Annotated in this window: 31 protein-coding genes; 12 read left to right on the top strand and 19 right to left on the bottom strand. The window is 69.0% G+C overall.

What is annotated here, in order from left to right; all coding sequences use genetic code 11:
- Positions 1-34 precede the first annotated feature (34 nt).
- Positions 35-397, top strand: a complete 363-nt coding sequence (locus tag CRO12_RS15715; RefSeq protein ID WP_097064881.1) for a cupin domain-containing protein — start codon at positions 35-37, stop codon at positions 395-397.
- Positions 398-399: 2 nt separating this feature from the next.
- On the opposite strand, the gene CRO12_RS15710 is transcribed toward CRO12_RS15715, so the two are convergent.
- Entirely contained in the window at positions 400-2,193 is a 1,794-nt protein-coding gene (locus tag CRO12_RS15710; RefSeq protein WP_097064880.1) for a Y-family DNA polymerase, read from the bottom strand.
- Positions 2,111-2,842: an ImuA family protein gene (locus CRO12_RS15705; RefSeq protein ID WP_097065122.1), complete on the bottom strand. Its 732-nt coding sequence runs from the start codon at positions 2,840-2,842 to the stop codon at positions 2,111-2,113. The genes CRO12_RS15710 and CRO12_RS15705 overlap by 83 nt, the downstream gene beginning before the upstream one ends.
- Positions 2,843-3,062: 220 nt before the next feature.
- Between CRO12_RS15705 and CRO12_RS15700 the strand changes: the two genes are divergently transcribed.
- Both CRO12_RS15700 and CRO12_RS15695 read left to right on the top strand, forming a co-directional pair.
- The gene (locus tag CRO12_RS15700) at positions 3,063-3,326 is read left to right on the top strand and encodes a DksA/TraR family C4-type zinc finger protein (protein ID WP_097065121.1); all 264 of its coding nucleotides are present in this window, start codon (positions 3,063-3,065) and stop codon (positions 3,324-3,326) included.
- 137 nt (positions 3,327-3,463) lie between these two features.
- The gene (locus CRO12_RS15695; RefSeq protein WP_097064879.1) at positions 3,464-3,778 is read left to right on the top strand and encodes a hypothetical protein; all 315 of its coding nucleotides are present in this window, start codon (positions 3,464-3,466) and stop codon (positions 3,776-3,778) included.
- Here CRO12_RS15695 and CRO12_RS15690 read toward each other — a convergent pair.
- From CRO12_RS15690 to dinB, 3 genes are read right to left on the bottom strand one after another with little or no spacing between them, the layout of a single operon-like run.
- Entirely contained in the window at positions 3,775-4,338 is a 564-nt protein-coding gene (locus tag CRO12_RS15690) for an alpha-ketoglutarate-dependent dioxygenase AlkB (protein WP_097065120.1), read from the bottom strand. The genes CRO12_RS15695 and CRO12_RS15690 overlap by 4 nt on opposite strands.
- A 5-nt stretch (positions 4,339-4,343) precedes the next feature.
- Complete coding sequence (locus CRO12_RS15685) at positions 4,344-5,609, bottom strand: DUF763 domain-containing protein (RefSeq protein ID WP_097064878.1); 1,266 nt, start codon at positions 5,607-5,609, stop codon at positions 4,344-4,346.
- Complete coding sequence (gene dinB, locus CRO12_RS15680) at positions 5,609-6,733, bottom strand: DNA polymerase IV (RefSeq protein WP_097064877.1); 1,125 nt, start codon at positions 6,731-6,733, stop codon at positions 5,609-5,611. Before dinB ends, CRO12_RS15685 begins: the two co-directional genes overlap by 1 nt.
- Before the next feature lie 153 nt (positions 6,734-6,886).
- Between dinB and CRO12_RS15675 the strand changes: the two genes are divergently transcribed.
- The 3 genes from CRO12_RS15675 to CRO12_RS15665 are packed head-to-tail and all read left to right on the top strand — an operon-like array spanning position 6,887 to position 8,720.
- Positions 6,887-7,132, top strand: a complete 246-nt coding sequence (locus CRO12_RS15675; protein ID WP_245858548.1) for a glutaredoxin domain-containing protein — start codon at positions 6,887-6,889, stop codon at positions 7,130-7,132.
- A complete protein-coding gene (locus CRO12_RS15670; RefSeq protein ID WP_097064876.1) occupies positions 7,129-7,668 on the top strand; it encodes a TspO/MBR family protein in 540 nt (179 codons plus the stop codon). Before CRO12_RS15675 ends, CRO12_RS15670 begins: the two co-directional genes overlap by 4 nt.
- Before the next feature lie 59 nt (positions 7,669-7,727).
- Entirely contained in the window at positions 7,728-8,720 is a 993-nt protein-coding gene (locus CRO12_RS15665) for an MBL fold metallo-hydrolase (RefSeq protein WP_097065118.1), read from the top strand.
- Here the strand turns inward: CRO12_RS15665 and CRO12_RS15660 are convergent.
- On the bottom strand, positions 8,717-9,547 hold the full coding sequence (locus CRO12_RS15660) for an aldo/keto reductase (RefSeq protein WP_097064875.1): 831 nt from the start codon (positions 9,545-9,547) through the stop codon (positions 8,717-8,719). The two genes, CRO12_RS15665 and CRO12_RS15660, sit on opposite strands and share 4 nt — an antisense overlap.
- A 72-nt stretch (positions 9,548-9,619) precedes the next feature.
- Here CRO12_RS15660 and CRO12_RS15655 point away from each other — a divergent pair, with 72 nt between their 5' ends.
- The 3 genes from CRO12_RS15655 to CRO12_RS15645 are packed head-to-tail and all read left to right on the top strand — an operon-like array spanning position 9,620 to position 10,898.
- Positions 9,620-10,111 (top strand): nucleoside deaminase, encoded by a 492-nt coding sequence (locus CRO12_RS15655; RefSeq protein WP_097064874.1) that lies wholly within the window; start codon positions 9,620-9,622, stop codon positions 10,109-10,111.
- The gene (locus CRO12_RS15650) at positions 10,108-10,608 is read left to right on the top strand and encodes a cupin domain-containing protein (RefSeq protein WP_245858547.1); all 501 of its coding nucleotides are present in this window, start codon (positions 10,108-10,110) and stop codon (positions 10,606-10,608) included. The genes CRO12_RS15655 and CRO12_RS15650 overlap by 4 nt, the downstream gene beginning before the upstream one ends.
- Positions 10,605-10,898, top strand: coding sequence for a helix-hairpin-helix domain-containing protein (locus CRO12_RS15645; RefSeq protein WP_097064873.1), 294 nt, complete (start codon positions 10,605-10,607; stop codon positions 10,896-10,898). The genes CRO12_RS15650 and CRO12_RS15645 overlap by 4 nt, the downstream gene beginning before the upstream one ends.
- On the opposite strand, the gene CRO12_RS15640 is transcribed toward CRO12_RS15645, so the two are convergent.
- From CRO12_RS15640 to CRO12_RS15610, 7 genes are all read right to left on the bottom strand, one after another.
- On the bottom strand, positions 10,792-11,415 hold the full coding sequence (locus CRO12_RS15640; RefSeq protein WP_097064872.1) for a class I SAM-dependent methyltransferase: 624 nt from the start codon (positions 11,413-11,415) through the stop codon (positions 10,792-10,794). The genes CRO12_RS15645 and CRO12_RS15640 overlap by 107 nt on opposite strands.
- Positions 11,412-11,774: a hypothetical protein gene (locus CRO12_RS15635; protein WP_097064871.1), complete on the bottom strand. Its 363-nt coding sequence runs from the start codon at positions 11,772-11,774 to the stop codon at positions 11,412-11,414. The genes CRO12_RS15640 and CRO12_RS15635 overlap by 4 nt, the downstream gene beginning before the upstream one ends.
- A 65-nt stretch (positions 11,775-11,839) precedes the next feature.
- Positions 11,840-12,037, bottom strand: coding sequence for a DUF6961 family protein (locus CRO12_RS15630; protein ID WP_144033618.1), 198 nt, complete (start codon positions 12,035-12,037; stop codon positions 11,840-11,842).
- A 71-nt stretch (positions 12,038-12,108) separates the two neighbouring features.
- Positions 12,109-15,033 carry a MobF family relaxase gene (gene mobF, locus CRO12_RS15625; protein ID WP_097064869.1) on the bottom strand — a complete coding sequence of 975 codons (2,925 nt, stop codon included), beginning with the start codon at positions 15,031-15,033 and terminating at the stop codon, positions 12,109-12,111.
- A 5-nt stretch (positions 15,034-15,038) separates the two neighbouring features.
- Positions 15,039-17,348 carry a type IV secretion system DNA-binding domain-containing protein gene (locus CRO12_RS15620; RefSeq protein WP_097064868.1) on the bottom strand — a complete coding sequence of 770 codons (2,310 nt, stop codon included), beginning with the start codon at positions 17,346-17,348 and terminating at the stop codon, positions 15,039-15,041.
- A complete protein-coding gene (locus CRO12_RS15615; RefSeq protein ID WP_141395786.1) occupies positions 17,338-17,628 on the bottom strand; it encodes a hypothetical protein in 291 nt (96 codons plus the stop codon). Before CRO12_RS15615 ends, CRO12_RS15620 begins: the two co-directional genes overlap by 11 nt.
- Positions 17,629-18,079: 451 nt before the next feature.
- Complete coding sequence (locus CRO12_RS15610; RefSeq protein ID WP_245858546.1) at positions 18,080-18,328, bottom strand: hypothetical protein; 249 nt, start codon at positions 18,326-18,328, stop codon at positions 18,080-18,082.
- Between the two features lie 405 nt (positions 18,329-18,733).
- Between CRO12_RS15610 and CRO12_RS15605 the strand changes: the two genes are divergently transcribed.
- On the top strand, positions 18,734-19,009 hold the full coding sequence (locus CRO12_RS15605) for a DUF6437 family protein (RefSeq protein ID WP_144033617.1): 276 nt from the start codon (positions 18,734-18,736) through the stop codon (positions 19,007-19,009).
- On the top strand, positions 19,002-19,223 hold the full coding sequence (locus CRO12_RS15600) for a hypothetical protein (RefSeq protein ID WP_218838907.1): 222 nt from the start codon (positions 19,002-19,004) through the stop codon (positions 19,221-19,223). Before CRO12_RS15605 ends, CRO12_RS15600 begins: the two co-directional genes overlap by 8 nt.
- A gap of 45 nt (positions 19,224-19,268) precedes the next feature.
- Here CRO12_RS15600 and CRO12_RS15595 read toward each other — a convergent pair whose 3' ends face one another.
- Positions 19,269-19,679, bottom strand: a complete 411-nt coding sequence (locus CRO12_RS15595; RefSeq protein ID WP_096342226.1) for a single-stranded DNA-binding protein — start codon at positions 19,677-19,679, stop codon at positions 19,269-19,271.
- 260 nt (positions 19,680-19,939) lie between these two features.
- On the bottom strand, positions 19,940-20,395 hold the full coding sequence (locus CRO12_RS15590; protein ID WP_097064866.1) for a thermonuclease family protein: 456 nt from the start codon (positions 20,393-20,395) through the stop codon (positions 19,940-19,942).
- 105 nt (positions 20,396-20,500) lie between these two features.
- Here CRO12_RS15590 and CRO12_RS15585 point away from each other — a divergent pair, with 105 nt between their 5' ends.
- The gene (locus tag CRO12_RS15585; protein ID WP_097064865.1) at positions 20,501-21,199 is read left to right on the top strand and encodes a DUF2161 family putative PD-(D/E)XK-type phosphodiesterase; all 699 of its coding nucleotides are present in this window, start codon (positions 20,501-20,503) and stop codon (positions 21,197-21,199) included.
- Positions 21,200-21,246: 47 nt separating this feature from the next.
- Here CRO12_RS15585 and CRO12_RS15580 read toward each other — a convergent pair whose 3' ends face one another.
- From CRO12_RS15580 to CRO12_RS15565, 4 genes are all read right to left on the bottom strand, one after another.
- Positions 21,247-22,218, bottom strand: coding sequence for a DUF2493 domain-containing protein (locus CRO12_RS15580; protein WP_097064864.1), 972 nt, complete (start codon positions 22,216-22,218; stop codon positions 21,247-21,249).
- A gap of 231 nt (positions 22,219-22,449) precedes the next feature.
- On the bottom strand, positions 22,450-23,094 hold the full coding sequence (locus CRO12_RS15575; protein ID WP_097064863.1) for a hypothetical protein: 645 nt from the start codon (positions 23,092-23,094) through the stop codon (positions 22,450-22,452).
- Positions 23,095-23,158: 64 nt separating this feature from the next.
- Entirely contained in the window at positions 23,159-24,073 is a 915-nt protein-coding gene (locus CRO12_RS15570; protein ID WP_097064862.1) for an ArdC family protein, read from the bottom strand.
- 126 nt (positions 24,074-24,199) lie between these two features.
- Entirely contained in the window at positions 24,200-26,203 is a 2,004-nt protein-coding gene (locus CRO12_RS15565; protein ID WP_097065114.1) for a ParB/RepB/Spo0J family partition protein, read from the bottom strand.
- Between the last annotated feature and the right edge of the window lie 22 nt (positions 26,204-26,225).

The raw sequence follows: 26,225 nt of genomic DNA, 5'->3' as shown, positions 1-26,225 counted from the left end.
CGGCTTGGTATGGCGGGCCGATCAGGAGGCGGGCATGGATACGGTCAATGTGGCGGCGGGCTTCGCGCGCATCGATGAACAATGGCGGCCCAAGATTGTCGGCCGTCTCAACGGACAGGAGGTGAAGCTCGTCAAGGCCGAGGGCGTGTTCCCCTGGCACACGCACGCCGACGTGGACGAGATGTTCCTCGTCCATCGCGGCCGTTTCCGGGTCGAGTTCCGAACCCACATCGCGGATCTCGGGCCCGGCGAGTTTGTGATCGTACCGCGCAGCGTGGAGCACCGGACAGCCGCCGATGAGGAGGCCGAGGTGATGATCTTCGAACCGGCCGGCGTGCTCAACACGGGCGATGTGGTGGACGAGCGATACACGGCACCGATCGGAGCGGAGATCTAGAGTCATCCGAACAGGCCGTGGATGTACCAGCTAAGATCGCCGGTCGCGCCATGGACACCGTCACCGCGCCGGAACAGCCAGAAGCGCGCGCCTGCCTCATCCTCGACGCGGAAATAATCGCGCACCGCCCAGACCTCGCCGTCGCGCCGCCACCACTCGCCATGGATGCGTTCCGGGCCGTCGCCCGCGACCACGGCATGGACACGCCCGCGCCAGGTGAAGCGGCGCGGAGGATGGTCGGGCAGCAGTGCCACCACGCCGGATAGCGGCTCGGGCCGGCGCAGCAGCCGGACGGGCCGCTTCCACGCCGGCCAGCCCTGAGGGCTCGCCATCGGTTCGACGCGGACGGTCGCGCGCTCGGGCACGTCGCTTTCGACCGCGCCGACCGTGAACAGCGCCTCCGGCCCCGCCCGGCCCGCGAGTTGGTCGACAAGGGTCGAGAGGTCGGCAGGTCCGACGTCGCCCGCGAGCGTGCCCCCAAGCGGGGTTGCGCCGAGCGGCTCGGTCCGGAGGGCCGCCAGCCGCATCGTCTCGATGCCGAGGCCAGGGTCGACGCGTTCGATGCGGAGATGAAAGAGGCGCGCGAGGTGAGCCGCATCGCGGGTGGCACGCACCGTGCCGATGGTCAGCCGCTGCTCGCTGCCGTCGACGCGATCGAGTGCCAGCACCAGCGTCCGCGCGCCGAGGCCCCGTGTCCGCAGCTGCTCGACCATGTCGGCAAGCAGATCGCGGATGACCTGCTCGATCGCCTCCGCGGTCCCGATCGGCTCGAGCAGTCGTAGCGTTGCGACCGGAACCTCGTGTGCCACGACCGGGACGATCGGCTCAGCCAGACGCCCGAGCGCCTCGTCGAGCCGGCGGACGCTGGCGAGGCCAAGCCGCCGGGCGAGCGGACCGCGCGGGAGTGGTAGCAGGTCGCCGACGCGCTCCAGCCCGAAGCGGGTCGCCGCGGCCAGCGCCTCGGGCGTCAGGCGAAGCGCCGCGAGCGGCAGACCAGCGAGTGCCTGCGCCTCGCGGCCGGCCTCGATCCGCTCGATCGGCTGGCCGCCAAACCGTGCCAGCGCGTGCGCCGCCCCGAGACTGCCCGCGACCGCGACCCGCGCCGTCAGCCCGAGCCGCCGGCAGAAGCCGAGCAGGCGCTCGCAGAACCGCACCTCACCGCCGAACAGGTGGGTGACGCCGGTCAGGTCGAGCCAGAGCCCAACCGGCCCGCTGATGGCCACGGTCGGCGTCCAGTGCCGCACCGCGTGGTAAGCGAGCCGATCCAGAACGGCCGCGTCGGCGGCGGGATCCAACGCGCGGATGTCGAGCCCTGGCACGAGCGCCCGCGCCTGGGTCACCGCCATGCCCGGCACCAGGCCGAGCGCGAGGGCCGCCGGGCAAGCCGCCGCGATCAGCTGTTGATTGCCGGTCTGGTGCGCCAGGATCAGCGGCGGTGCGGGCGCTCCCGCCCGTTCTGCCGTGGATACGGTCGCGGCGAGCGGCGCATGCTGCCGCCCTTTGAACGGATGCTCGGCGGCTTCCGACCGGCGCCCGAGTTCGCGCATGGTCGGTTGCTGATGGAGCGGGAGCGCGGTCGCCTCGGCCGCCACGCCCAAGCGATCGCGCGTGCCCTCGCGCGCCCAGCGTGCACCCGGCCGCCAGTTGCCGCCCCGCGGCACCGAGCAGGCGCCGGGGTCGTCGTCGACGGGCAAGGGGGAGAGGGCACGCGGCTCAGGCTGCGCGCGCGGTCGCTCCAGCCGCCGGAGCCGCTCGATGCTGAGCGCCGGCAGGTAGAGCGAGGCGACCCGTGTCATCTGAGGCCTCGACGAGAAGGGAAAAGGGATTGCCATTCCGCTGGCGGACGAGCTCTACCGTCCAGCGGGCACGGCCGACGCCAGGCGCGGGCAGCCGTTCGGATGGCGCACAGCCGATCCGCCAACGCGTCGTCGCCGCCGACAGCTCGAACAGGGGACAGACACCCTGTCGGCGCCACCGGCGCGACAGCAAGGCGGGCGTCCTGCCCGCGTCAGCAGCGAGCTGGAGCCGGCGGCTCGCGGTCATGTCGGCGCGACGGACCTCGCCTACGACTGCGGCAAGTGCGCCGTGACGCAGGCCATCCTCCATCAGCGCCAGCACGTCCTTGTCCTCGCGTCCTTCGGCAAAGAGGATGCGTCCGGGCGGCAATCCTGCTTGCTCAAGCCCCGGCGCGTAGAGGTCGAACCGGCTCACCACCCACAGCACGCGGCTGTTGGCGGCCGCTGCCAGGCGCGCGGCGATGCCGGCGATGAAGAGCGTCGCTGCGGCGTCGTCGCTGAGCGACGGGGCCGCGGGCGCGATGTCGTGCAGGGCGGCCCCGTCCAGCCCATGGTCGGCCAGCCGGCGGTCGATCTCGGGCAAGCCAAAGGGAAGGGCTGCAACCTGCCGCGGGCGCGCATCGGCAACGCTCTCGCGAAGGCGTGTCACGATTTCGGAGCTGGAAGCGGCGGCAGACATCAGGCGGAATCGACTCTCGTGTTCCTCTTATGTTCCGCATGGCGGCGACGTCGGTCAACCCACGGAGCGTAAAAGAATCTGGCCGGGATCAGCCCGACACGGTGTTCTGCTGGTGCTGCCCAGCGCCGGAAAGGCTGAAAACAGCGCCTGCTCACCCCATTTCGGATGACAATCGAAGACGGAGCAGATGATGGCGGGCGGTTGGACGCGGGACGGTGCCGTCCAGGATCAGATCGACGACTCGGTCGCGGATGCCATCCTCGCCGCCCGGGCTGGCATGCCGACGGGCGAAAGTGAAACCCACTGTGTTGAATGCGGCGAGCCGATCCCCGAGCGTCGTCGGATTGTCCTCCCGGGCGTTCGCACGTGCGTCGCGTGTCAATCGCTTCGTGATGCCAAGCCGAAGGCGTCCGGCATCAATCGGCGGGGCAGCAAGGACAGCCAGTTACGTTGAAGGGGCAGCGAGGCTGGTCTGGAGCCCGCAGCGCTGTTGCTGGCCCGTTCAGAGCTAGACGGAGCTTGAGGGAACTTCGTGCCCGTCCTTGCGCTCGACTTGCGGACAATGCGCAGGCGTTGACGGAAGGGACGACCATGGCCGAAGCAAGCTGGGGCGATGTGGCATCGCCCGACATCGAGTGGCGGATGAGCGCTGCGCTCGAGAACGTGCCGCGTGGCCAGGAAGAACTTGTCGAAGTCACCAGCCTTGAGAAGGCGGTACGCGCGTGGCTCGCACTCGATCCGGCGCACCAGCAGGACGCGATCCTGATCCCCCAACACGCGGTGATCGTCGACGGGGTTTCGATGATCGAGGTCCGAGGAGACAATATCGGCTCGCTTGCCGCGCGCTTGCCCGACGCGGCGCCAAAGGGCGCCAGCACCGATCCTGAGATCGACGACGCGGGTTAGGACGATCGCGCGCGCAGGCTGCGGAACGTGATCGACCAGCGCGTTCGGTCCATTTCGGCGATGCTGTGTTCCCAGTTACGGCGCGCCTCGCCACTGAGGTGATAGGCACCGCGGGGCGGCAGCGGCATGCCGACGCGCTCGAAACGCGTGCCGACCCGGCGGCGGAAGCGCATCGTCGCCAGTGCGCCGAGCGACAGCCCGACCACATGCTCGAAGGCCGGCCGATCACGATGCCAGCCGATGCCCGCGCCCGGATCGTAGCGGATCAGCAGCGCCTGGACGAGATCCTCGACAGGTAACCCGGCGAAGGCAGCCGCGCGATCCCGGATCGGCAGCAGCCAATCGGGTAGCGGCTCGCCCTGCTCAAGCCGTCCCGCGTCGAAGTCATATCGCCAGCCATAGGAGCTGGTCAGCCGCTTGCCGGTCCAGCCTTGAAACCGGAAGGGCGACAATGCGGTAGCGTCGATCGCCGCAATCAGCACCCGCTCCTCGGCCTCGCTGACGAGATCGTCCTGCGACGCGAGCCCAGGCAGCGTCGGGGTATCGAACAAGTCCGCCATGGCCATCAAGCCGCGCTCTCGTCGGCGTGTACCGGTCCCGGCGGCTCCCAGCCGAATACGCTGCGACCACCGAAGGCGTGCGATCGGCTGCGCTCCTCCGCGATCAGCGCTTCGACCGATGGGCCGGTCGCGGTGACCTCCAGCCGTCTCGCCTGCTGGTCGAGACGCCGGATCGCCGCCAGCTTCTCGTCCTGGCCGAGCTTCGCGGCCGCGACCGCACCCTTCATGACCGCGATCGTCCGGTCATAGACGCGGGTCGGGACCGGGTAGGGATGACGGTCCTTGCCGCCATGGGCGAGGCTGAAGCGGGCAGGGTCGCTGAACCGACACGGTGTGCCATGAACCACCTCCGCCACCATCGCCAGCGAACGAACGGTGCGGGCGCCGATGCCGGGCACCAGCAGCAGTTCGGCGAAGTCCTCAGGCCCACGATCGGCGGCCGCGGCAAGCGCGCCATGCAGTCGACGCTCGATCACGTCCTCGGCACGGACCTCATGATGATCGGGCATGACGAGGTGCGGCAACATCGCCTGCGCGGCCGGCGCAGATGCTTTGCCGTAGGCGGGTTTGAGCCGAGCAAGCTCGCGGACGATTCCATCGGGTCCCGCATTTCGGAGCAGATCGAGCTGGCGTTCGCGCGAGGCGGCGGCGCGCCGGTCGGTCAGGTTAACGATCTGACCCTGATTGGCGCCTTCGACCGCGGCATGGGGCGCGTCGACGAAGCTCTCCAGTCCCTCGGAGAGCCAGTGATAACGGCGAGCCTGCTTCCGGCCGTCGTTCATGCCCTGCTGCACTACCACCCAGCGACCGTCGTCAGCGACGATGAAGCCGTGGAGATAGAGGTCGAACCCATCCTGCACCGCGGCGCTGTCGACCTTCGCGACCAGCCGACTGGAACGCGCGAGCGCCTCGCCATCGAGACCGACGCGCTCTCCCACCGCGACAAGCTCTGCGGGGGTCGCGCGGCTGTGCCGCCCGCGACCGCCGCACACGTGCAGGCCGAGCTCGCTCGAGAGAGGGGCAAGGCCGCGCTTGAGGGCTCCGAGTACGCTCGTCGTGATCCCCGACGAGTGCCAGTCCATGCCCATTACCGCGCCAAAAGACTGGAACCAGAAGGGGTGGGCGAGACGACGCAGCAGTTCGTCCCGGCCATATTCGAGCACGATCGCTTGCGCGATCACCGCGCCGAGCCGGGTCATGCGCTGGCCAAGCCAGGCGGGTACGCGCCCGCCATGGAGCGGCAGGTCGGCGCTCCCCGACCGCCGGCCCATCAGCGAGCCTCCACCATCATCGAAGCGCCGCGTGAGTCCGGTCCCGCGCCAAATAGGGGCAGGGCCGGCCCGTCGTCGCGCACGGGTGCCTCGAAGTTGGAGACGGTCACCCCGACCAGGCGGATGCCGGTTTCGGGCGGGTAGATCGAGCGGACGAGGTCAAGGCTTGTACGGTGAAGCTGATCCCGATCGGTCACCGCGCCTGCATGGCTGCGGCTGCGGGTGATCTGGCGGAAGTCCTGGAACTTGATCTTGACGGTGACAGTGCGGCCAAAGGCCTGGGCGTTCTCGCACCAGTTCCAGACATCGTCCGCCATGCGTAATACGCCGGTCTCGATCTCGGCCGGTTCGGTCAGGTCGCGATCGAACGTGGTCTCCGAACCCGACGACTTGCGGGCGCGGTTCGGGTTGACCGGGCGATGATCCTCGCCGCGGGCGATCGCATGGTACCAGCCGGCCGAACTGCCGAAGTGCTCTTCGAGGAAGGCGAGCGGCTTAGCGCGGAGGTCGGCACCGGTCTCAATGCCGAGCCGCTTCATCTTGGCCGCCGTCACCGGTCCGACGCCGTGGAAGCGCGCGACGGGTAAAGTCTCGACCCAGGCAGCGCCCATGTCGGGCGTGACGGCGAACTGGCCGTTGGGCTTGCGGTGGTCCGACGCGAGCTTGGCCAGGAACTTGTTGTAGCTGATGCCGGCCGACGCAGTCAGGCCGGTCTCCTCGAGGATGCGCGCCCGGATGGCCTTGGCGGTGGCCCAGGCCGTCGGCAGCCCGGCACGGTTGCCGGTCACGTCGAGATAGGCCTCGTCGAGCGACAGCGGCTGGATGAGGTCGGTGTACTCGGCGAAGATCGCATGGATCTGACGCGAGACGGCCTTGTAGACGTCGAAGCGCGGCGGCACGAAGACGAGGTCGGGACAACGCCGAAGTGCCGTGACCGAAGGCAGGGCTGAGCGCACCCCGAACCCCCGCGCCTCGTAGCTGGCCGCCGCGACGACGCCGCGCGCCGCCGCATAGCCGACCGCGACCGGCCGCCCGCGCAGGGCCGGATCGTCGCGCTGCTCCACGGACGCGAAGAAGGCATCCATGTCGACATGGATGATCTTGCGAGTCGAACGGCCTTCCATCGCCGGGCGCCTTAGCAGCGCGCGAACGAACGAGGAACATGTGATCTGCTGCGCCGCTTCAGGATCATTCTACCGCTGAGCGACGGAACGGCATCGGCAACGCTTCGCTATACGAATGCTGCGGGCGTCACGGTCCGCCAGGGAGTGTCCCACATGGCCGACAAGAATGTTGCGATCCTGTACCGCATGATCCTGCCGGACCACACCTGTCCGTTTGGCGTGCGCGCCAAGGAGATGCTGGAAGGGGCGGGGTTCGAGGTCGACGACCGCATCCTGTCCTCGCGCGAGGAGGTGGACGCCTTCGAGGAGGAACAGGGCGTCGATACGACGCCGCAGGTGTTCATCGATGGCGAGCGCATTGGCGGGAGCGACGATCTCGAACGGTATCTCGCGGCATGAGCCGGGCGGCGGTTCGCGACGGGAAGGCCGGCCTCTCACCTCTGGCCGCTGCTTCGATCGTGGCGGCCGCGATGGGGGTCAGCGCGCTGCTCGGACGTCGCAACGCGCCTGGCCCATCCCACCCGAACATCCGGCGCTGGTACAAGCGGCTCGACAAGCCCGCCTTCACGCCGCCCGATCCTGTGTTCGGTGCTGTCTGGCCGATCGTGGAGAGCGGGCTGGCGATCGGCGGCTATCGACTGCTCCGCCGCCGGCCAAGCGATGGTCGCACCCTGGGCGTGGCCTTGTGGCTGCTCAACACCGGAATGATCGGCGGCTGGACCGAGCTCTTCTTCCGCAAGCGTGAGCTTGGCGTCAGCGCGCTCGCATCCGGCGCCATGATCGCGACGGGAGCGGGCTATATCGCCGCGGTCGCGAAGGTCGATCGACCGGCGGCGGCGCTCGGCCTGCCCTTCGTGGGCTGGCTCGGCTTTGCGACCCTGCTTGCCGAGCAAGTGTGGCAGCGCAACCCAGATCCGGACGTCCCTGCGTCCTGACCAGGGCTTACGGTGCTCACCCGGTCGCGCCTGGCGTCTTCGGACGCTAGGTGAAGCCGATGGCGCGCAATCGTTACTATCAGGGACTGCCCACCGACCATTTCGACGGCGTCCGCTTCTTCAATCCGGGTCAGCCATCGACCGATCGCGGCCTCACCGCCATGCTGCGCTGGAAGCTGGCTGGCGGTGCCGCCAAGTGGCCGACCTCGGTGCCGGTCACCCCGGCCAAGCCGGAGGCGCGGGTCACAGGCCCCCGGATCATCATGGTCGGGCATGCCTCGCTGTTGATCCAGTCGGCGGGCAGGAACATCCTCACTGATCCGGTCTGGTCCGAGCGCGCCAGCCCCTTCGCCTTCGCCGGGCCCAAGCGGGTGACCGCGCCGGGGATCGCGTTCGAGGACCTGCCGCCGATCGATGCCGTGCTCCTCAGCCACTGCCACTACGACCATCTCGATGTCGCGACGCTCCGCCGGCTCCAGGCGGATCATGCGCCGCTGATGGCCATGCCGCTCGGCAACGATGCCATCGTCCGCGCCGCTGTTCCTGAGGCACGCTGCATCGTCGGCGACTGGTGGGACCGGATGTCGCTCGGCGAGGGGATCGCGACCACGCTGACGCCAGCTTATCATTGGGCGAACCGCTGGCCGACCGACGTGCGCATGGCCTTGTGGGCCGGCCATCATCTGACCACACCCGCCGGCTCAATCTGGTTCGCGGGTGATACGGGCTACGGTGACGGCGTGATCTTCAGGGAGATGCGCGAGCGGCTCGGCGGGCCGGACGTGGCGCTGATCCCGATCGGTGCCTACGAGCCGCGCTGGTTCATGAGCGCGCAGCACGTCAATCCGGCGGAGGCTGTCCGCATCTTCAAGGACGTGGATGCCGGCCAGGCGCTCGGCATCCACTGGGGCACGTTCCAGCTCACCGACGAGGCGCGCGACGCACCGCGTCTGGCGCTCGCCTCCGCGCTGTCGGCAGCCGGCCTGCCGCCACGGCGCTTCATGGCGGCGCAGCCCGGCACCGTCCACGACTTCGAGCCCGCGGGCGGTTAGAGCATTTCCAGCGGCACGGGCCCGCGCGGCCGCGGGAAGACGTCGTCCAGCCGCGCGAGATCGGTGTCGGAGAGGTCCAGGTCCGCCGCGGCGCGGTTCTCGCGAACGTGGGCCGCCGATCCCGCCTTGGGAATGGCGATGACCCCATCTCGCGCCAGCAGCCAGGCAAGCGCCACCTGCGCTGGCGTTACGCCACGCTCACGCGCGATGGCGGCCAGTCCGCGATGGGCGAGCAGGCGTCCCTGCTCGACGGGGCTGTAGGCCATTACCGGCATGCGTCGCTCGGCAAGCCATGGGATCAGGTCGTGCTCGGGCCCGCGGCGGGTCAGATTGTAGAGGATCTGGTCGGTCTGGCATCGCTCACCACCGGCGGCGACCAACTCTTCCAAGTCATTGGCGTCGAGATTGCTGACGCCCCACCGGACGATCTTGCCGGCTGCGACCAGCCGCTCCATCGCCTCGACCGTCTCGGCCAACGGCACGCTGCCGCGCCAGTGCAGCAGGTAGAGGTCGAGCCGGTCGGTGCCGAGCCGCTCGAGGCTCGCCTCGCACGCGCGCGGCAGCCGCTTGGCGGAGGCGTTCTGCGGATAGGCCTTGCTGATGAGAAAGACGCGGTCGCGCATGCCAGTGATAGCCTCGCCGACGAGCCGCTCGGACTCGCCGTCGGCATACATTTCGGCCGTGTCGATCAGGGTGAGGCCGAGCTCGACGCCCTCGCGCAGCGCGGCGATCTCTTGGCGGCGGCGGCTCGGATCCTCGGCCATCATCCAGGTGCCTTGGCCCAGCGCGGGGACGGTCGTGCCGTCGGGGAAGCGGATCGTCTTCATGGGCGCACAACGTGCCACCCCGCCTGTCGGACCATCTGCCGCCGCCCGACGTTGGGGAGAGCGGAGGTGTCGATGAACGAGGATGACGAGCGCTGGATGCGCCGGGCGATCGAGATCGCCCGCTCGGAGGGCTCGGACCCATCCACTTCGCCGCTCGGCTCGGTGATCGTGCTCGAAGGGCGCGAGATCGCGGGCGAGCGCAACCAGACCCAAGAACTGCCGGACGCCACCGCGCATGCCGAGATGATGGCGATCCGCCGCGCCTGCGAGGACACGGGCGAGCTCGAGCTGCGCGGAGCGACGCTCTACTCGACGCTGCAGCCCTGCGGCATGTGCACCATGGCTTCGATCTGGTCCAAGGTTGGCCGCGTCGTCTACGGCGCCGGGCGCGAGGACGTGCACCCGATGTATTTCGAGGCGCGGCATGTCGACACGCTGTCTTTCATCGCGGACGCCTATCGCGACGACATCGTAATCGAGGGCGGCTGCCTCCGCGAGGAGTGCGCCGGCCTCTATTACCCACCCGACGCGGACCTGCCGTCCGCCGAGCAGGCGAACCTGTGAGCGAGCCCGACACCCTGATGCTGGGCCCGAATGGCTGGGTGCCGAACAATTCGGCGCTGCCGGTGCTGGTCTATCGCGGCATCGTGCCCGTTGGCGATCCGGAAGCGATCGAGGCGACGCTTCGCCGGAATGACTGGCGTCCGGACTGGCGCGACGGCGTCTACCCCTACCACCACTACCACTCCACGGCGCACGAAGCATTGGCCTGCACCAACGGCTCGGCCGAGCTGATGCTCGGCGGGGAGGGCGGCCGACAGGTGCGGATCGAGGCGGGCGATCTTCTCGTGCTGCCGGCGGGCACTGGGCATTGCCGGATCAGGGCCAGCGACGACTTCCTGTTGGTGGGCGCCTACCCGGAAGGACAGGATTGGGATGTCTGCCGCCGGGCGGCAGACACGGCAACGCTCGCGCGCATCGCCGCCGTACCGCTGCCGCAGGCCGACCCGGCCGAGGGCAACAGAGGTCCGCTCACGCGGCTGTGGAGCAACAAGGCATGATCGACATCAACACGGCATCGGCGGACGAGATCGACGCGTTGCCGCAGCTCAAGGGGCACGGATACGAGATCGTCCGCTACCGTGCGGAGCGCGGGCGGTTCGAGGCGGTGCGGCAGCTCGAGGAAGGCCCGGCATGGCGGGCAAGGCTGCCGGGCTGGAGGACGCCATCCGCTTCGGCTGAGCTCAGCTGCGCGCCTCGACTGCGATCAGCGGATCGCCCGACCGCCCGTCCGCGAGCAGATGCGCCTGGACATCCTGGAAGCCGGCTTTTTCCAGGTAGAGACGGATGAGCGCCGCCTGTCCGTTCATGTCGAGCGCGCGCCAGATCGCGACCGCCTTGGTCGGAAAGCACCGGTTCGAGAAGCTGGCGATTGCCACGCCGTCCGGCTTCAGCACCCGCCGGATTTCGCGAAACACCGCAAGAGGGTGCTGGAGATATTGTACGGCGACGCACACCAGTACCGCGTCGAACGCCTCGTCCGCCTCCGGCAGGACAGCATCCCGGTTGAGGTCCTGGACGAACCATCGGCCGAGGCGCGGATTGGCGGCGAGCTCCTCCGCGTTCATGCCGTGTCCGACGACCTCGAGATCCACGCCGGGCGGCAGGTGGCTCACCCAGCTCGACATGAGGTCGAGGACGCGATCGCCTGATTTCAGTCGCGAGGCATAGTGTCGGGTCAGGGCCTCGACTGCCGCCTCATCGATATGTGTGACAAGGCGGGGAGGCCCATAAAAGTCGAAGTCGGCCCCGCCGTCCTGCTTGGCGAACGCCTCGGGCGGCAGACCCAGCGCCTCGGCGTCGCTCATGCCGTGCGCCCGAGGGCTTCGTACCAGTCGGCATAGCTGGTGTTCCGCGCCATACGCCGGCTCTGGTCAGGCGTGCTGTCGCTCCACCAGACGGGTCCACGCTCGCCGAGAGCAATCTTCGCTTCATTCACCCGTGTCCGCGCCGCCGCGAGCGCGGCGTCGTCGCGGCCCTTCAGGGCTGCACCGACCGCCCGGCGAGCGTTCATCAGTTCGGCCGTGAGCGCTCGCCGCTGCTCAGCGTCGAGATCAGGATTGGTACGTCGCCAGAGCCGGCCTCGCACGACGATGTAGCGGCCGTCCGGCGTCACCGGCGGTGGGGCTGAAGCTTCGGCCGAGGACGCAATCTTGAGCGACGACATCAGGTCCGAACGAGCAGGCGGCAGGCTGGTTCAGGGGATCGGTCGATCGCCTCGTCATGCTCATCTCATTGGCCGCGAGCCGGACCGAACTGAAGCTGGTCCAGACACGCGGCGAGGATGGAGAAACGCTCCACTCCCTTGCTGTCGCCTGCCTCCCGGAACACCGCAATCCGCTCGGCGACCCAAGCCTTGGCGCGCTCGCCATGGAGCTGCTCGATAGCAAGCGCCTCGGCCCATCGTTCTTGGTCCTCGGTCATCGGCATGGACCGGCAACATACTTAGAGCGCATCCTTTCGCCACGCCCGGATCGATTTCGCAGAGCCGGAGAGCCGGATCAGATGCCGATGTCATAGGGCTTGGTGCGTCCCGGCTCGAGATCGGGGGCCTTCTCCGGCTTTGCGTTGCGCGTCGCTTGCCGCGCCGGCTCGGGGCTTGCAGGGAGAACCTTGCCGCTGGTCTCCAGCGCGGATGTCTTTCCGCCGGCATTGCGGACGAGCTGGCGTTCGAGCCGGACGGCATTGTCGACGACGAGCGTCAGCGAATCTCGTAGCCGGGTGACGGTCACCAGGAAGGTCTGCTGGTTGACCAGCTTGGTGTCCCGCGTCTCGATGACCGCGATGCCCCGGTCCGATGTCAGCCCCTGCGCCATATGGGCGTTGAGCGCGTAGGCGAGGTCTAGACGCTGGAGCATGGGATCGTTCGGCTTCAACGTGACGCTGCGGCCCTGGCTCGTCTCCAGCATCACCTTGCCTGACGCGATCGCGGTGATCCGCGCCTGGTCGGCATTGAACAGGCCACGATCATGGTCGTTTGCCGTCCAGCGGATCCGGTCCCGCTCGTGCAGTTCGAGCGCCTTTGCCTCGTAGAGCTGGAGCGGGCTCTCGCCCGCCCTGATCCGCAGCCGATCGGGCCGGAACGTACGTTCTGCGCCGCCCGAGAGCCGGAGCGTGACGGTGCCGCGGCCGGCGTCGACCCGTTCGACCACGGCGCGGGCGCGGGGGAGCCGCTGAGCCACCTGGGCGCGGCTGATCTCGACCACCATGCCTTCGGCATAGCTGTGCGGGTAACGCAGCTCCTCTCCGGTGACGCTGACCCGGTCCAGCACCGTCACCGCGAGCTTGTCGGTCCCGATATCGCCACGATCGACCAGCCCTTGTTGGACTTTCTCGTTGACCTCGGCGCGCAGCCGGCGACCCGAAGCGTAGATCGCGGTTCGCTCGCGGTCAGCCGGTGCCAGGGCTAGCCAGCGCTCGGCGGCTTCCGCGCTGGCGCGCTCCGGCGCCTCGATGGTGCAGGACTCGAGCGCTTCCATGGCGCGATCGATCGCCCCGATCTGCGCGGCGGCAGCGGCGATACGGACTGCCTCTCCGCGCGCCCGCAGATTCTGGCTCATCTGCGCCGTCGGGGCGCCCGCCTGCTGCATCACCGAGAAGGGCTTGCCGGCATCGACCGCGCCCAGCTGCCGCGCGTCGCCGACAAACGCCATGCGGCCGATCCCGATCAGGTTGGCGAGCTGGACGAGCTTCAGGTGATCGCCATTCGACAGCATCGACGCCTCGTCGACGAGCAGGGCGGCACCGCCCAGGCTGGCACGCGCGCTGGCGAGCCGGACCCGATCCGGATTTGGTGAGAGCAGCCCTTCATGCGCCTTCAGGAAACGCGCCACGGTCATGGACTCGATGCCGGTTTCGCGCTGGAGCATCTGGACCAGGGTGTTCTGGACCGCGAGGCCGAGGACCGATTTGCCGGTCTGGCGAATGAGATCTGCAACGGGCGCGAGCACGCTGCTCTTGCCGGCGCCGGCAACACCCTGGATTGCGACGATCCGATCTTTCGAGTTCAGCAGCATGACGCCGGCAGCATGCTGTCCGGGGTTGAGGGTGATACCGGATCGCGCCTGGGCAGCGTCGTCCAGCCTGGCCGCCGCGACGTCTGCCGCGACGTAGCACGCGCCGCCGCCGCGGCCCAATTCCACCGCTGCCAGCATCGCGCGCTCGGTCTCGATCGCCCGTGCCGTAGTGACGATCTGGTCGCGCCGGCCGGTGCCGGCAACGAGCTGGCCTGTAGCGAGCAGCGCCTCGACGCGCCGCTCGATAGCGTCGATCCCGACCGGCAGGCCAGTGTCGAGCGCGGCCTTCAAGATGTCGGTCTTCGCGAATGCTGCCTCGCGCTCTTCCAGGTGCCGGACAGCCGAGGCGACGGCGTGTGTTGCAGCGACCTCGGTGGCGCTCATTGCCTTTGTGTAGCGGGGCAGATACCGGTCGGATTTCTCGATGCCGAGCTTCTGCTGGACAGCCTGGACCAGTTCGCGGCCCCGTGCTGCCGTCTGGCCGACAAAGGCGGCGAGGCGTGACCAGGGCGACATGTCCACGGCAGCCCCGCGATCGGCAGCGGCGATGAGCCCCTGGAGATCGATGCCGGCCTCGGCGGCGCTCGCGCGCCAGGCGGTGTAGAACGCGGCGTGGTTCTGGACCGCGTCCTTGCGGGGGCGGGTCATCAGCGTCGCGGCGTCGAACGCGGCGGGGCTGCGATTGCCCAGTTCGGCAACCTTGGCGAGGATCTGCTGCCGGCGTGTGCTGAACGCCATCAGCATGTTGCGCGTAAGCCCGGCCGCTTCGAAATTGCCGTGCTTAGAGCGGTCGCCGAGCGTGTAGCCCAGCGCCTCCACACGCTCGCGGAAGCCGGCCATCGCAACGGCGTTGAGGAGCGTGTTCAGCTGCCACAGCTTGCCGTTGTGGAGCGCCCGCCACTTGCCGTCGGGCCCTTGCGTAACGTTGGCGACCACCGCGTGGAGATGCGCCTGCGGGTCATGCGCGCGGCTGGTGTTGTGCTCGAAAAGGGCCGCCACCAGGTTGCCGGTCGGCACCACTTTCTCGGTCCCGCGCACCTCCATCCGGGTCTCGGCCGCATTGCGCTCGGCCCAGGCGAGCGTGTCCTTAACCGCCGCGCGATAGGCTTCGATGATCCGCCGATCGCCGCCGACAAGGGCCAGCAGCGACCAGCTCTTGGGGAGCGAGAAGGTGAGATCCACGCCCGCACTATGGCGGTCGGCGACGCCGACCTGTGCGCCGTTCGGGAGTGTTCCTTTGAGGAGCGCCTCGAACACGGCCTGGTCGACTTTGGCGGTGAGGCCCAGCGCGGCCGCACCCTTGCCGACCCATTCGCCGGCAGCCTCTGGCTCGGTGGCCGCATAGTAGTTGTCGGCCGCGAAATAACCGGCGGCGCCCTTTGCCGACCTGACGCTCGCGACCGACAACATGAGGGTCAGAAGCCGAGGTCAGGTTGGTCGGTCGACCTGTCCTCGGAAGGCGCGATCCCTTCCCGAAGCTCACGACGGGTGATGTTCTCAGGCGAGGGCAGGGGGCGCACGCTCCGGCCGGGATCGAACCTGCCTGATCGACCCGCGCGCTCAGCCCTTGATCCTTCGCCTGGCTCCGTGGACGGCTCGACCGTCTTTCCGCCCGAGCCGGGTGGCTTCGCCATTGCCGGGCGAGCCGCGGTCGACGGCTCGTCCAAACTCTGGCCGTCTGGCGAAGACGGCACCTCGGATACCGCCCCGGTCGAGCGGATAAGCGCCGGGTTGCAGTGGCGATCGGCTGGATCGGCGGCACGGGGCCCGGGTTGGTCGGCGTCCTTGCCGCGCAGATCTCTTCCTGCCGAGGCGTCCTCCTCGCGCGCGTTCCGCGGACCTGGACCCTGGTCGTTGGCGCCCGGCGGCGCTTCGCCGGCTGCGTCGCTTGCTCGCGCGGACGATGGTGCGATGGCAGGACCGGGCGCGAGCGGCAGCCGCGGCTCGAACGGCGCAGCGATGCCGGTGAAGCCGACATAGTCGAGCCGGATGGGTGCTGCCGGGAAGCCGTCGGGGAACTTCAGGTAGCCTTGAAGGCGCGGCAGGTTCATCAGCTGGTCGGGTAGAAGAAGCGGCTCAATCTGGCGACGAGGCGTAAGGCTCACCGCGTCGCGCGCGTTGTTGTAGCCGTAGCTATAACCCTCCTCCATCTCGCGGTACTGGCGGTGACCGATGAAGTCGGAGCACCAGGTGGCGGACTCGCGGTCGGCGGTGGCGAGCACGAGCTTGGTGCGGGCGAGCGCGGCGAGCGTCATCGCCATGTTGTCGCCATAGGTCTCCTTGAGCTTGGCGTAAGCGTGGACGCCCGCGACGATCGCGCCGCCGTAGTTGCGGGCGGTCTGGAGGCCTTTTTCGAGCGCCGGCAGGCGGTGTAGCGCGCCGAGCTCGTCGAATAGGAACCAGAGCTTCAGGTCGGGGCTGCGAGGTCCCGCCATGAGCGTGTTCATGGCCGTGTCCATCCAGACGGTGAGCAGCCGGGAGGCCACCGCCATGTCGACGTAGCGCGCCGAGACGAAGAGGAAGCTGCCGGGGCAGCCCTCGCCCTCGACCCAGCGGCGAACCGAGAAGCGGGGACCATCCACGGGCAGCATCCGCAGCGCCTTCGCGTTGGCGTTGAAGACGGCGCGGATCGACTCCGCCATCCGCGCCGCCTCGGGCGCGGTCAGCGGGTCGGCCACCGTGCCCTGCATAAGCTGGTGCACATGGGCGAGGCTGGCGGTCATGAGTTCGGTCGACAGCGCGAGGTTGGTTGCCCGGCCTTCCGCGACCAGCTTGAGGCACATCTCGACGAACAGCATGCGCGCAGCGAGCACCCAGAACTGCTCGGCACCGCCGCCGTCATGAGGGACCAGTGCTTCCGCCGCCGCGGTGAAGCCCGCCTCGTCGACGCAGTCCTCGAAGACCGACCATTGCGGGCAGCGGGCATCGAGCGGATTGAGGATGACGTCGCGTGTCGGGTCGAAGAATGCCTCGATAAAGGCCCCGGTCAGGTCGAAGATCACCGCGCGGTGGCGGCGCGCCCGCACCTGGCCGAGCAGGTCGCGCAGGCAGACGGTCTTGCCGGTGCCGGTCGTGCCGATCAGCATGACGTGGCTCTGCTCGAGCCGCCATGGGAAGGGCACGCCAGCGAGCGTGTAGGGCTGGTAGAGGTTGGCCGCCTGGCGTTCGGCAGCTGAGGAAAGCCGCCAGCCGGGGCCGAGGATGCGGCGATACTCGACCGCGCGCTCGGACCGGTTATGTGCCTCGATCTCGGTCACCAGGGCCGGCAGGGTTGCCAGCGTCGCGCCGCGCTCGTGGCGGCTCTCTTTCGAGCGTCGTCCGAACCAGGCCGCCGCCCAGGCAAAGGCGATGGTCGCCGGCACCGTGATCAAGGCGGCGAGCACCGCCCCGCCGCGGACCGCGACCATGCACTTGGCCCAGGCTGTGGCCATCAACGGGTGCGTGGCGGCACGTGCGATCGGCACGAGGATCGGCGCACCGTCGCGGGCCAGGTTGACCGGCTTGCCGGGATCGAACTCGAACCAGGTGTAGCCGGCGACGTAGATCCGCATCCAGCTCAGATAGCTCTCGGCGTCGCTCAGGGCGCCGTTCACGCGCCACCAGATAAGGCCGCCGAACACAGCCGCCGCGACTAGGGCAGGGCCCTTGAGGCCGGCCGCGAACATGAAGCCGAAATGCCCGATCAGCTGGCTGCCGCGGGTGAAGTTGACGAGCTTATGCCGCATGGAACCGGCCCTCCTCGGAGGTCGCCTCGCGCCACAACCGGATCACGGTCGCGCGCAGATCGGGATCGGGATGAACGGCGAGCAGCTCGTCGAGCGCGATCGCCACGAATAGGAGCTGTCCGAGCGCCTCGCTGATCCGGTCGGGCGCGCCCCTGAGTTCGCGGGCAAGCAGTTCGCGCACGAGCTTGCCGATGTCGGTGTTGCGGGTTGCGACAAGGTGATCGAGCTCAGCGCGCATCGCGCCGCTCATGCGAACGGTGATGAAATGATGGTACGACATGCACATCTCCGATGAGCCGGAGGAGCATGGTCGCGCGTCGCAAGGCAGGGTCGATCTAGCAGCGGACGGGGGCTGTAGGAAAACGCTTTCGCTCGTGCCAGCTCGGCGGCTCCAGCAAGCGAAATCAACGGTTTACTGTCCGTCCCACAAGGAACCACGAAATGTGTCTGCCCGTGAGACCGGTTTTGGCGAGGTTCTTCAAGTGCTTGTCCTGCGGGCTTGCCGCATAGGGTGTGCTCCCTTTGCGCCATATCGTCGAAGTGCTGCGGTCGGGATGGATGGACTGACGACCGGGTCTTGATCGGGGTGCCCGGTGGGATCGCCGACGCGAACCTTGGCTCGGGAAACGGGGTGTGATCAGTCGGTAAAGGACGCGGCAGGCGTGCTCAGGGAGAGGGACGCTGCTCTGGACGAGCAAAGCGAGAGAGGCGTGGTTGCCCCTCTCGCCGGCTTATGATTCGTCGCTGCGGCCGGCAGCCACGGTGTGGACGATCCGGTCCACCAGGTCCTGCATCAGGGTTTCGTAGTCACCCTCGTCAGCGACCCAGTAGCAGCCATCGTCGGTGCGGATGATGTGCTGGTCGAAGTAGCTGTAGGGCGCCCTTGCGGCGGCCCTGGCGTAGGCGGCCATATAGGCGTCGTGCTCCGCAGCAGCAGCAGCAGCAGCGGCGGTGGTGGTGATCGGGCTGTAGAAGGTCATCGTCCGTCCTCTCAATATTCAAGTGAAAGACGGCGGCTGAGGGACAGCGGGGAAGATCGGGGGTCAGGGACCGCGCGCTCGCGCGCGGCCGCGCCAGCGGCGATGGGGGTCACGATTTTTCCGGCCGCGTGCTGACGCCGGCGGTGGAGCGCGAACCTCGATCGGCCGGAAAAATGGTGGGGCCCCGTCGTCCTTGAGGCCCGGTCTTCGCCGCTGTCATGCTTCTCCATGTCGAGCGAGTAGAAGAGCTCGGCCGGCGCGGGCTCGATGCCCGCGGCGGCCGATTGGATGCGGCACGCTGGAGGGGAGGACCTGCTCCGGTCGCCCGCAGAAGTCCCTTTCCTACAGGTACGCAGCTAGGCGAAGAGAGAATCGGAAGGGGCTTCGACCGACAGGAGAATGGTCGTGGCCAAGAAGAAGCCGAGCGCGCTAGATGCGCTCACCCGACATGACGAAGAACAGCGCCTGCTCGAGAGCCGGCGCGAGGAGCTGCGGCGTGCTGCCGCGCTCGAACTGGGGCTGATCGCGCTCGATGCCGGCGGCGGTGCGCTCGGCGCCGAAGGCCTGAGACAGGCGATCCGACTCGCGCTCGAGGGGAACGGCGGCGAACCCGCTCCCGGCAAAATGCGATCGCAAGCGGGCATGGTTCACCCGCCGGTGAAGGGGGAGGGCAATGCCTGACCCGATCACCCGTGAGCCGATGAGCGATGTGGCCGAGGTCATCGCGATCCTTGCTGATCCGGCGACCAGCTACTGGCTGCGCGATGCGATCGTCTCAGCCTGCCAGCGCGATCCGTTCGACGCCGAGCGGGACGCCCTGGCGCTCGCCGGCCTGCTGACCCGCCGCCTCGATGCGATCGTCACGCGGCACTTCGGCAGCCCTCGCCAGGCATGACGAAGGCGCCCCGGCGGCGGTGCCGCCGGGGCGTATTCCGGGCCGTCAGAAGGGCAGGTCGTCGTCGATGTCGTTCTGACCGGAAGGCTCGCCGCCGCTCGCCGACTTGCCGCGGCTGAGGAACTGGACATCCTCGGCGATGATCTCGCAGCCGTAACGCTCGACCCCCTCGCGATCGGTCCACTTGCTGTAGTGGATGCGGCCGCGCACCGACACCAGCATACCTTTGGTCGCGTATTGCGCGACCGTCTTGCCGAGGCCGTTGAAGCAGGTGATGCGGTGCCACTCGGTCTCCTTGGCGGTATAGCCGTTCGCATCCTTGAAGGTCTTGCCCTCGTGATCGCGCTTGGGCCGGCTGGTGCCGAGGCTGAGGGTGGTGACACGGGTCTCGCCGCGGGTGGAGCGGGTCTCGGGATCGGTGCCGAGATTGCCGACGAGAAGAACGGTGTTGGTCATGGCGCTTGCTCCTTTCGGATCGTCGGGACCGTCCCGATCGACGGAGCCCCGGCCATGGCGAGGCAGCCGGGCGGAGACACCGAGCGGCCCGCAGGGCCGGGAGGGGAACCCTGGGAGACCAGGCTGGCGCGGGCAGCGGAGGCGAAGCCGGAGCAACACGGGCCTGGTCGGGAAGGGTTGCCTGCGCTCGCGCCCGCCATAGGGGTGAGCAGTCGATGGGAATGGTCCTGACCCGGCCGGATCGCGGGCGCCCGAAAGTGCTAACGTCTGGTACTGGAGGTTCGCGCCGATCGACACAGACGGTTTCCGCCGTAGCGGGCCCACGCCAGCGCATAGCCGTCCCGGACCATCGCGCAGGAGAGGTCGCCGACGTCGGGTGAACGGCACAAGGCGCCGGTCCGACTGCCCTTCGCGGAGCCGTTCGACACGCAGGTGAGAGGGGAACCACGGACCACGATGTGCCCGGTGCGGAGCGTGCCGCGGACCCCGCCCAGAAGGGCGACGAGATGGTCGCGTGCGGCGCGACCGCTGGCGCGAGGACAGGGATGTCCTGGCCGGCAGGTCTCGTCCATCTCGCGGGCGGCGATGCCTTCCAGCCGAATGCGCGGCCCTTCCGCACACCAGATCGGACCGTCCCCGTCCCAGACCGCGACGGGTGTGCAGGTGAAGGTGGCGCCGGGGGCGACGACGCTGGCGAGGAGCAGAAGCGGGATCATCGCCGATGCTCTTACGCAAGCGTGAACGACAGGCCACCCTGCAGCGGAGCGGCGCCCACAGGCGAGCGGTTTGAGGCGGCAAGGGAGCGAGCTAGTGAGGACGGAATGTCCCTGATCAAGCCTGTCAGCGAGACCGCGCTCTATGCGCCGATCAAGCGCTTCCTCGAGCGTCATGGGTTCGAGGTGAAGGGAGAGATCTGCGGCTGCGACATCGTTGGGCTGGCACCTGGCGAGCCGCCGCTCGTGGTCGTCACCGAGCTCAAGCTGTCCTTCTCGCTGGAGCTGCTGCTGCAGGCGGTCGAACGGACGCGCTCGTCCGACATCGTCTATGTCGCGGTGTCGGCCACGCGCCGCGGCCGCGACCAGGACCGCCGGGTGCATCGGCTCTGCCGGTTGCTGGGGCTGGGCCTGCTCGCGGTCGACCTGCGGCTCGGCACGGTCACCGTGCTCGCCGAGCCTGCGACCTACCGACCGCGTCCCAACCTGCCGCAGCGACGGCGGCTGGTGGCCGAGCATCGCCGTCGGAAGGGCGACCCGACCCAGGGTGGATCGACCCGCCAGCCGATCATGACGGCGTATCGCCAGCGCACGATCGCGTGCGCCGAGGCGATGCGGGATGGACCGAAGCGCCCGAGGGAGCTGCGCGGGCTCGCGGAGGATGCGGGCGCTATCCTGCTGCGCAACGTTTATGGCTGGTTCGAGCGCGTGGAGAAGGGGCTCTATGCGCTGTCCGAGAGTGGCCGGCTCGCGATCGGCGAGAGCGAGAAGAGCTCGTCGTCGACCCCGGAGCAGAAAGCGGCATAGCCTGCAGCCGCGAAGAAGGGCGCCGCCGAAGCGGCGCCCGAAAGGGTTCAAGCCGCGACCGCTTCGCCCGAGGTACGGGCGTGGTGCTTGGGGTTGGTGCCGAGCGGACCACGCCGGTCGACGACGGCAATCCCGCGCTCCTTGGCCTGGATGACGAGCCGCTCCAGCACGCCGTTGCCGGCAAAAGCGACGACGTAGCGCGGTTTCAACCCGAGCATCTGCTCGTTGCGGCGGAAGCCTGCCCGGGCGCCGAGCCGGGTGTCGAGGCTGAACGCGATCTGCGGCACCTTGTGACGCTCGGCCCATGACGCCGCGAGCCGGTCGGCACCCTTGCCGTCGCCCCCATGGACGAGGACCATGTCCGCGACATTGGCGCGCACCCGGTCGAGCGTGCGCCAGATTGCATCGCCATAGGCCTTGGCATCGTCCGCGCTGCCGAAGCTCAGCCGCCCGCCGGCAAAGACGACGGGCGTGCCCTCGGGCATCGCGGCCCGGCGCTTGCCTTCGGCGCGGGCCTTCAGGAACTCGCGTCCCTGGACCACAGCGGAGGTGCTCAGCGCATCGTGGCTGAGCCGCGAGCCGCCGGCCGGCTTCCAGGACGATCCGGTCTCGGCGAGGTAGAGCGCGGCCGCCGTTTCGCGGAGTGCCTCCAGCGCCAGCATCTCGCCTTCGGCCGCTTGCGCGCGCTCGACCTGCTGTTCGAGTTCAGCGGTGTGGACCTCCGAGCCGTCGTTGGTCGCGAGCAGCAGCCGGATCTCGTCGGTCGCCCGGTCGATGCGGGTCGAGGCCTTGGCAGCGGCGCGATGGAAGAGGTTCACGAAACCCCAGCCGAGCTCCTCGGCCTGGTCCTCGAGGATGGTGTCGGTGAACAGCGCGAACAGGTCTGACCAGACGGCTGCGAGCGTCTGGTCGATTGCTTCCGGCTCGGGTCGGGCGAGGAGACGCGCCCCGGGATCGCTGGCGATCGAGAGATGCCCGAGTTCGAGCGCAGCGAGCTGGGCGGCAAGGGTGGTCGGCATGAGAGGTCTCCTGTCAGACGCCGCGGATCTGCGGCGACGCGTGCCCTCCCACCCGGCGGCATCAGGGCCGGGCGCCACCCCCCGACAAGGCTGGCGCGGGCCGCCTCGCGAGGGCGCCAGCCCAGGCGAGGCAACACGGGCCGCAGGCGGGCGGGTTGCGCCTGGATCGCCGGCGGGTAGAGGGCCTCTCGCGCCCGCACCGCGGCACTGGCCGGACCTCGTATCCGGCTCTCAGGCGACGAGCCTCGGCTGGCTTTCAGGCAAGCATGCCAGCCCGATCTCGCGCGCAATCCGTGCCGCCAGCCGAACGTGGTCGACCAGCTCGGTCATGCGAGCCCAATGGTTGCGCTCGCCGACATAGTCGGACCGGCCGCGGCAGCGGCGGAACAGGATCTCGCCCGGCCCGAAGCCGCCGATCGAGACCTGGCAGTAGAGCTCGTCCCCGTGGAGGATGACCTCGCCCGACACCGCTGGACCGCCAGCACAGACGCGAATGTCGTATCGGCCGCGCTCGAGGTGCAGCGCGTCGGCAAGCCGCTTCAGCGCCCGTCGTGCTTCCGTGTGGAAGGTCCGCTTGGCGTCAGCGTCATGGTCGACGCCGCGCGCCGCGAGCAGGGTGAGCAGCGGGGTGCGCGCGATCTCGGCCAAAGCATCGCCGCAGAGCGTGCGAAGGGCCGGCCGATCCGGCATCGTGGTCGTCGCGACAGCTCCAAGGTGCTGGGCGAGCAGCACCACGGCAGGGTCGGACTCGAACGGCTTGCCGGCGTTCCGGCAGTCCTTGGCAGCGGCCTGGATGGCGTGGAGGCAGGCAGCGATGGTGTCGAGGCCGCTCGGATCGAGCGCCTGCGCGAAGCGGTAGCCGACGTCGTAGGTCATGAGGAAATCTCCTGAGGAGAGGAGGTACAGCGGCGAGCGCTGCGGGCCGCCGAGAGGGCGCGGGTCAGGCGGCGAGCGAGAGCTCGGCGGGGCGCTCGGCGCCGCCGAGCTTCAGCAGATAGGCGGAGGCCTCCTCGGCCTTCGCGGCCGCGGTTAGGATCGCGCGGGCATCGGTCTTGAGGACCTTGAGCCAGCTGCCGAGGTAGCTCGCATGATCGTCGAGATGGTCGACTGGCAGCCCAAGTTCGGCGCCGATCATCGCCGAGGCGAGCTCGGCGACCAGTTCCTCGACGGCGTAAGCGTCGCTCCCGAAGCGACCACTCAGCGAGCGGTCCAGCCGGCTTCGGTGCCCGGTCCAGTGCGCAAGCTCATGCGCCAGCGTCGACCGGTAGAGGTCGCGCGTCCGGAACTGCGACACCTCCGGCATGGTGATCTGGTCGGTCGAGGGCATGTAATAGGCCTCGCCGCCGCCGTGGCGCAGCGACGCCGGGATGGCAGCGAAGAAGGCGTCGAGCTCGCGGTCACGCGCGCTCGGCTCGGGCAAGGCCGAGGGCTCGGGCCGGAACCGCTCGGGCAGCCCCTCGATCTGGTCGACGTTGAAGACGGTAAAGCTCTTCAGCACGCGGCGCGCCTCGTCTTCGCGCTCGCCCGTCGCGGGATCCTCAATCTCCTTGGTATAGCTTCTGTAGAAGATGGCGATCGTGCCGCGCTCGCCCTTGCGCACCTGGGCTCCGAGCAGCTCTGCCTGGTGGTAGGTCATCCAGGTCGGCGAGCCGAAGCCGCGTGCTTGTGCCGCCATCCAGAGCCAGATGACGTTGACCCCTCGATACGGCGTTCCGCAGACGCGCAACGGCCGGGAGACAGGACCGCCGGTCCAGGGTTGGCGCCAGGGCCTGACGCCGGCCTTCAGGCGTTCGATTATAACGTTGGTAATTGTCTCGGCGGGGCTGGTCGGCGGGGTGGATCGGCTGTGGCGCATCGCGCGGCTCCTTTCGATCACGAGCCGGATCGGCTCGCCCCGGCGACAGCCGTCTCCCCTCTCTCGCGAAGCCGAAGACAAAGGGGCGACCTCCGGTGGAGGCCGCCCCAGAATGCCGCGTGCCGCTCAGGCAGCGTCGCGGTCGATCACGTCGCTGGCATGATCGAGCTCGGTCGCGCTGGCGTCCGCTTCGTCCGGCAGCGTGGCCGGATCGCCTTCAGCTTGCCGGGCAAGTTCGGGTGCGAAGCGCATTGCGGCCGGCAGCCACGCCCGTGCCGCCTGTTTGGTGCTGACCTCGCCGATGAAGTCGCCAGCACAGATCTTCTCGCAGGCGGCGGCGAGGTCGGCCTTCTTGGCATTGCCGTAGCGCGCGGCAAGTGCGGGTCCGTCGATCTCGACAAGAGCGTCGAACATGACGGGCTTGGTGACCTTGTCGAAGAAGTTTGCCGCGGTTGGCCGCCACCAGGCGGCGACGTCGATGTCGAGCAGATGGCCCAGATGATCGTGGAAGCGGCAGCCGCCAGTGCCCGTGCCCGCAACGCTCGCCTCGAGACTGTCGGCAACCGCGTGGCCGAGCCACGCCGCTCGTTCGTCGGGCCCGAGCGCGCGAAAGGCGTCGAACCGCGCCTCGGCGCTATCGAGAGTGGTCCAGCCGCGATCGAGCGCCTGGCCGGCTTCCACCCGGGCGAGGGTGGCGGGCGCTTCGGGTGTCTTGAGCCCGATCACCGGCTCCTGCGGCGGCCGGGCGCTGAGCGACGAGCCGTACCGCTCCACTCCGTGGCCGGGCTTGCGGTCGACCATCAGGAAGATCGCGAGATCGAGCGCGAAGTCGGGATCGGCCGCGACATGGACCGCGAGGATATCGCGGCGCTGGATGGCAAGCTCGTCGGTCAGTCGCTGCGAGAGACCGACGGCCCGAGGGGCAGGCTCGCCCGCCTCGTGATCGGCATCGTCGGGCCCATTCTCTTCCTGCGGCGTCCGCTCGACGTAGAGCGTCTGGTGCAGCCGCGGCGTGCCGTCGGGGCCGAGGACGAGGAAGGCGCCGATCTGGGGTCGAAGCGCCTCGTCGAGCACCGGCGGCTTGTCGGTGATCGCCTCGACCGCCTTCTCGATGGTCTCGAGCTCGACTTCGGCCTGTGCACGGTCCTCGTCGCTGCTCGCCTCGTCTTCCAGCAGGGCGATCTTGTCCGCTGCCTGAGCCTCAAGCGTTGCAACCTGCTCCTGCTCGCTGTCGGTCAGCGCCGCGGGCTCGAGCTCGACCCGCTCGAGACCTTCGGTCTGCTGCCAGTCGACATAGCGGTCGAGCGTTGGGCGGATCCAGGCATAGCCGGTTTCAGCGGCGAGCGTCGCGGCGGCCTCGTCCATCTTCTCGTTGGCGAGCCGTTCGAGGATGGCGATGTCGAGCCAGCGGGTAGAGGTGTCGTCGGCGAAGAGATCGCGGTCGATGCGGCCGCCCGCTGCGAGGTAGGCGTCCTCGCCGACAAGCCGGGCGCGCGGATCGGCGGCGGAGACGGTCGCCTGCGTCATCATGCGCCGGATGCTGTCCGGGTGCGCCCCGCCATAGCCACGGCTCATCTGGTCGAAGACATGCGCCTGGCGCTCCCGGTCGGGAGTCGAGGCATAGGCCTTGGCGATGTCGAGAGTGATCACGCCGTCGGCGAGTGCCTGGAACACGACCGGCGCGAGGCTCGCGAGCCGGAGGCGGCCTTCGACGAACCGCACGGTAACGCCGAACCGGCGGGCCACGCCGTCGACGTCCGAACCCTGTTCGATGAAATGCTGGAAGGCGAGGCATTCGTCCGCCGGGTTCAGCGCCAGCTTCTGGAAGTTCTCGGCCAGGCTCGCTTCGGCCACCGCGCTGCCGAGATCGTCGAGCACGAGGCAGGGCACCGCGAAGTCGGCGGCGAGCTTGCCCTCCTCGGCAAGCGCCTTCAGCGCGGCATGGCGACGGCCACCGGCCTCGACCGCGAAGGTGCCGCGCGGCTTCTTGTTGGCAGTCACGATCAGGTTCTGGAGCAGGCCGCGCGCTTCGATGTCGGCACGGAGCTGGGCGTCGGCGGCGGCATCGCTTCGGCGGCGGACATTGCGCTTGGAGGGCACGAGCTTGGCAAGCGGGATAGTCTGGATCATCGTCTTCACTCCTGGTGACGAG

The organism is Sphingomonas guangdongensis, assembly GCF_900199185.1.
Lineage (GTDB): Bacteria > Pseudomonadota > Alphaproteobacteria > Sphingomonadales > Sphingomonadaceae > Sphingomonas > Sphingomonas guangdongensis.
This window is presented reverse-complemented; position numbering and strand designations above follow the sequence as displayed.

Bases quoted from the DNA above. Each gene is read 5' to 3' on its own strand.
- CRO12_RS15715 (WP_097064881.1), top strand. From the start codon at position 35: ATGGATACGGTCAATGTGGCGGCGGGCTTCGCGCGCATCGATGAACAA.
- CRO12_RS15710 (WP_097064880.1), bottom strand. From the start codon at position 2,193: ATGACACGGGTCGCCTCGCTCTACCTGCCGGCGCTCAGCATCGAGCGG.
- CRO12_RS15700 (WP_097065121.1), top strand. From the start codon at position 3,063: ATGGCGGGCGGTTGGACGCGGGACGGTGCCGTCCAGGATCAGATCGAC.
- CRO12_RS15695 (WP_097064879.1), top strand. From the start codon at position 3,464: ATGGCCGAAGCAAGCTGGGGCGATGTGGCATCGCCCGACATCGAGTGG.
- CRO12_RS15690 (WP_097065120.1), bottom strand. From the start codon at position 4,338: ATGGCGGACTTGTTCGATACCCCGACGCTGCCTGGGCTCGCGTCGCAG.
- CRO12_RS15685 (WP_097064878.1), bottom strand. From the start codon at position 5,609: ATGGGCCGGCGGTCGGGGAGCGCCGACCTGCCGCTCCATGGCGGGCGC.
- dinB (WP_097064877.1), bottom strand. From the start codon at position 6,733: ATGGAAGGCCGTTCGACTCGCAAGATCATCCATGTCGACATGGATGCC.
- CRO12_RS15675 (WP_245858548.1), top strand. From the start codon at position 6,887: ATGGCCGACAAGAATGTTGCGATCCTGTACCGCATGATCCTGCCGGAC.
- CRO12_RS15670 (WP_097064876.1), top strand. From the start codon at position 7,129: ATGAGCCGGGCGGCGGTTCGCGACGGGAAGGCCGGCCTCTCACCTCTG.
- CRO12_RS15665 (WP_097065118.1), top strand. From the start codon at position 7,728: ATGGCGCGCAATCGTTACTATCAGGGACTGCCCACCGACCATTTCGAC.
- CRO12_RS15660 (WP_097064875.1), bottom strand. From the start codon at position 9,547: ATGAAGACGATCCGCTTCCCCGACGGCACGACCGTCCCCGCGCTGGGC.
- CRO12_RS15655 (WP_097064874.1), top strand. From the start codon at position 9,620: ATGAACGAGGATGACGAGCGCTGGATGCGCCGGGCGATCGAGATCGCC.
- CRO12_RS15645 (WP_097064873.1), top strand. From the start codon at position 10,605: ATGATCGACATCAACACGGCATCGGCGGACGAGATCGACGCGTTGCCG.
- CRO12_RS15640 (WP_097064872.1), bottom strand. From the start codon at position 11,415: ATGAGCGACGCCGAGGCGCTGGGTCTGCCGCCCGAGGCGTTCGCCAAG.
- CRO12_RS15635 (WP_097064871.1), bottom strand. From the start codon at position 11,774: ATGTCGTCGCTCAAGATTGCGTCCTCGGCCGAAGCTTCAGCCCCACCG.
- CRO12_RS15630 (WP_144033618.1), bottom strand. From the start codon at position 12,037: ATGCCGATGACCGAGGACCAAGAACGATGGGCCGAGGCGCTTGCTATC.
- mobF (WP_097064869.1), bottom strand. From the start codon at position 15,033: ATGTTGTCGGTCGCGAGCGTCAGGTCGGCAAAGGGCGCCGCCGGTTAT.
- CRO12_RS15620 (WP_097064868.1), bottom strand. From the start codon at position 17,348: ATGCGGCATAAGCTCGTCAACTTCACCCGCGGCAGCCAGCTGATCGGG.
- CRO12_RS15615 (WP_141395786.1), bottom strand. From the start codon at position 17,628: ATGTCGTACCATCATTTCATCACCGTTCGCATGAGCGGCGCGATGCGC.
- CRO12_RS15610 (WP_245858546.1), bottom strand. From the start codon at position 18,328: ATGACCTTCTACAGCCCGATCACCACCACCGCCGCTGCTGCTGCTGCT.
- CRO12_RS15600 (WP_218838907.1), top strand. From the start codon at position 19,002: ATGCCTGACCCGATCACCCGTGAGCCGATGAGCGATGTGGCCGAGGTC.
- CRO12_RS15595 (WP_096342226.1), bottom strand. From the start codon at position 19,679: ATGACCAACACCGTTCTTCTCGTCGGCAATCTCGGCACCGATCCCGAG.
- CRO12_RS15590 (WP_097064866.1), bottom strand. From the start codon at position 20,395: ATGATCCCGCTTCTGCTCCTCGCCAGCGTCGTCGCCCCCGGCGCCACC.
- CRO12_RS15585 (WP_097064865.1), top strand. From the start codon at position 20,501: ATGTCCCTGATCAAGCCTGTCAGCGAGACCGCGCTCTATGCGCCGATC.
- CRO12_RS15580 (WP_097064864.1), bottom strand. From the start codon at position 22,218: ATGCCGACCACCCTTGCCGCCCAGCTCGCTGCGCTCGAACTCGGGCAT.
- CRO12_RS15575 (WP_097064863.1), bottom strand. From the start codon at position 23,094: ATGACCTACGACGTCGGCTACCGCTTCGCGCAGGCGCTCGATCCGAGC.
- CRO12_RS15570 (WP_097064862.1), bottom strand. From the start codon at position 24,073: ATGCGCCACAGCCGATCCACCCCGCCGACCAGCCCCGCCGAGACAATT.
- CRO12_RS15565 (WP_097065114.1), bottom strand. From the start codon at position 26,203: ATGATCCAGACTATCCCGCTTGCCAAGCTCGTGCCCTCCAAGCGCAAT.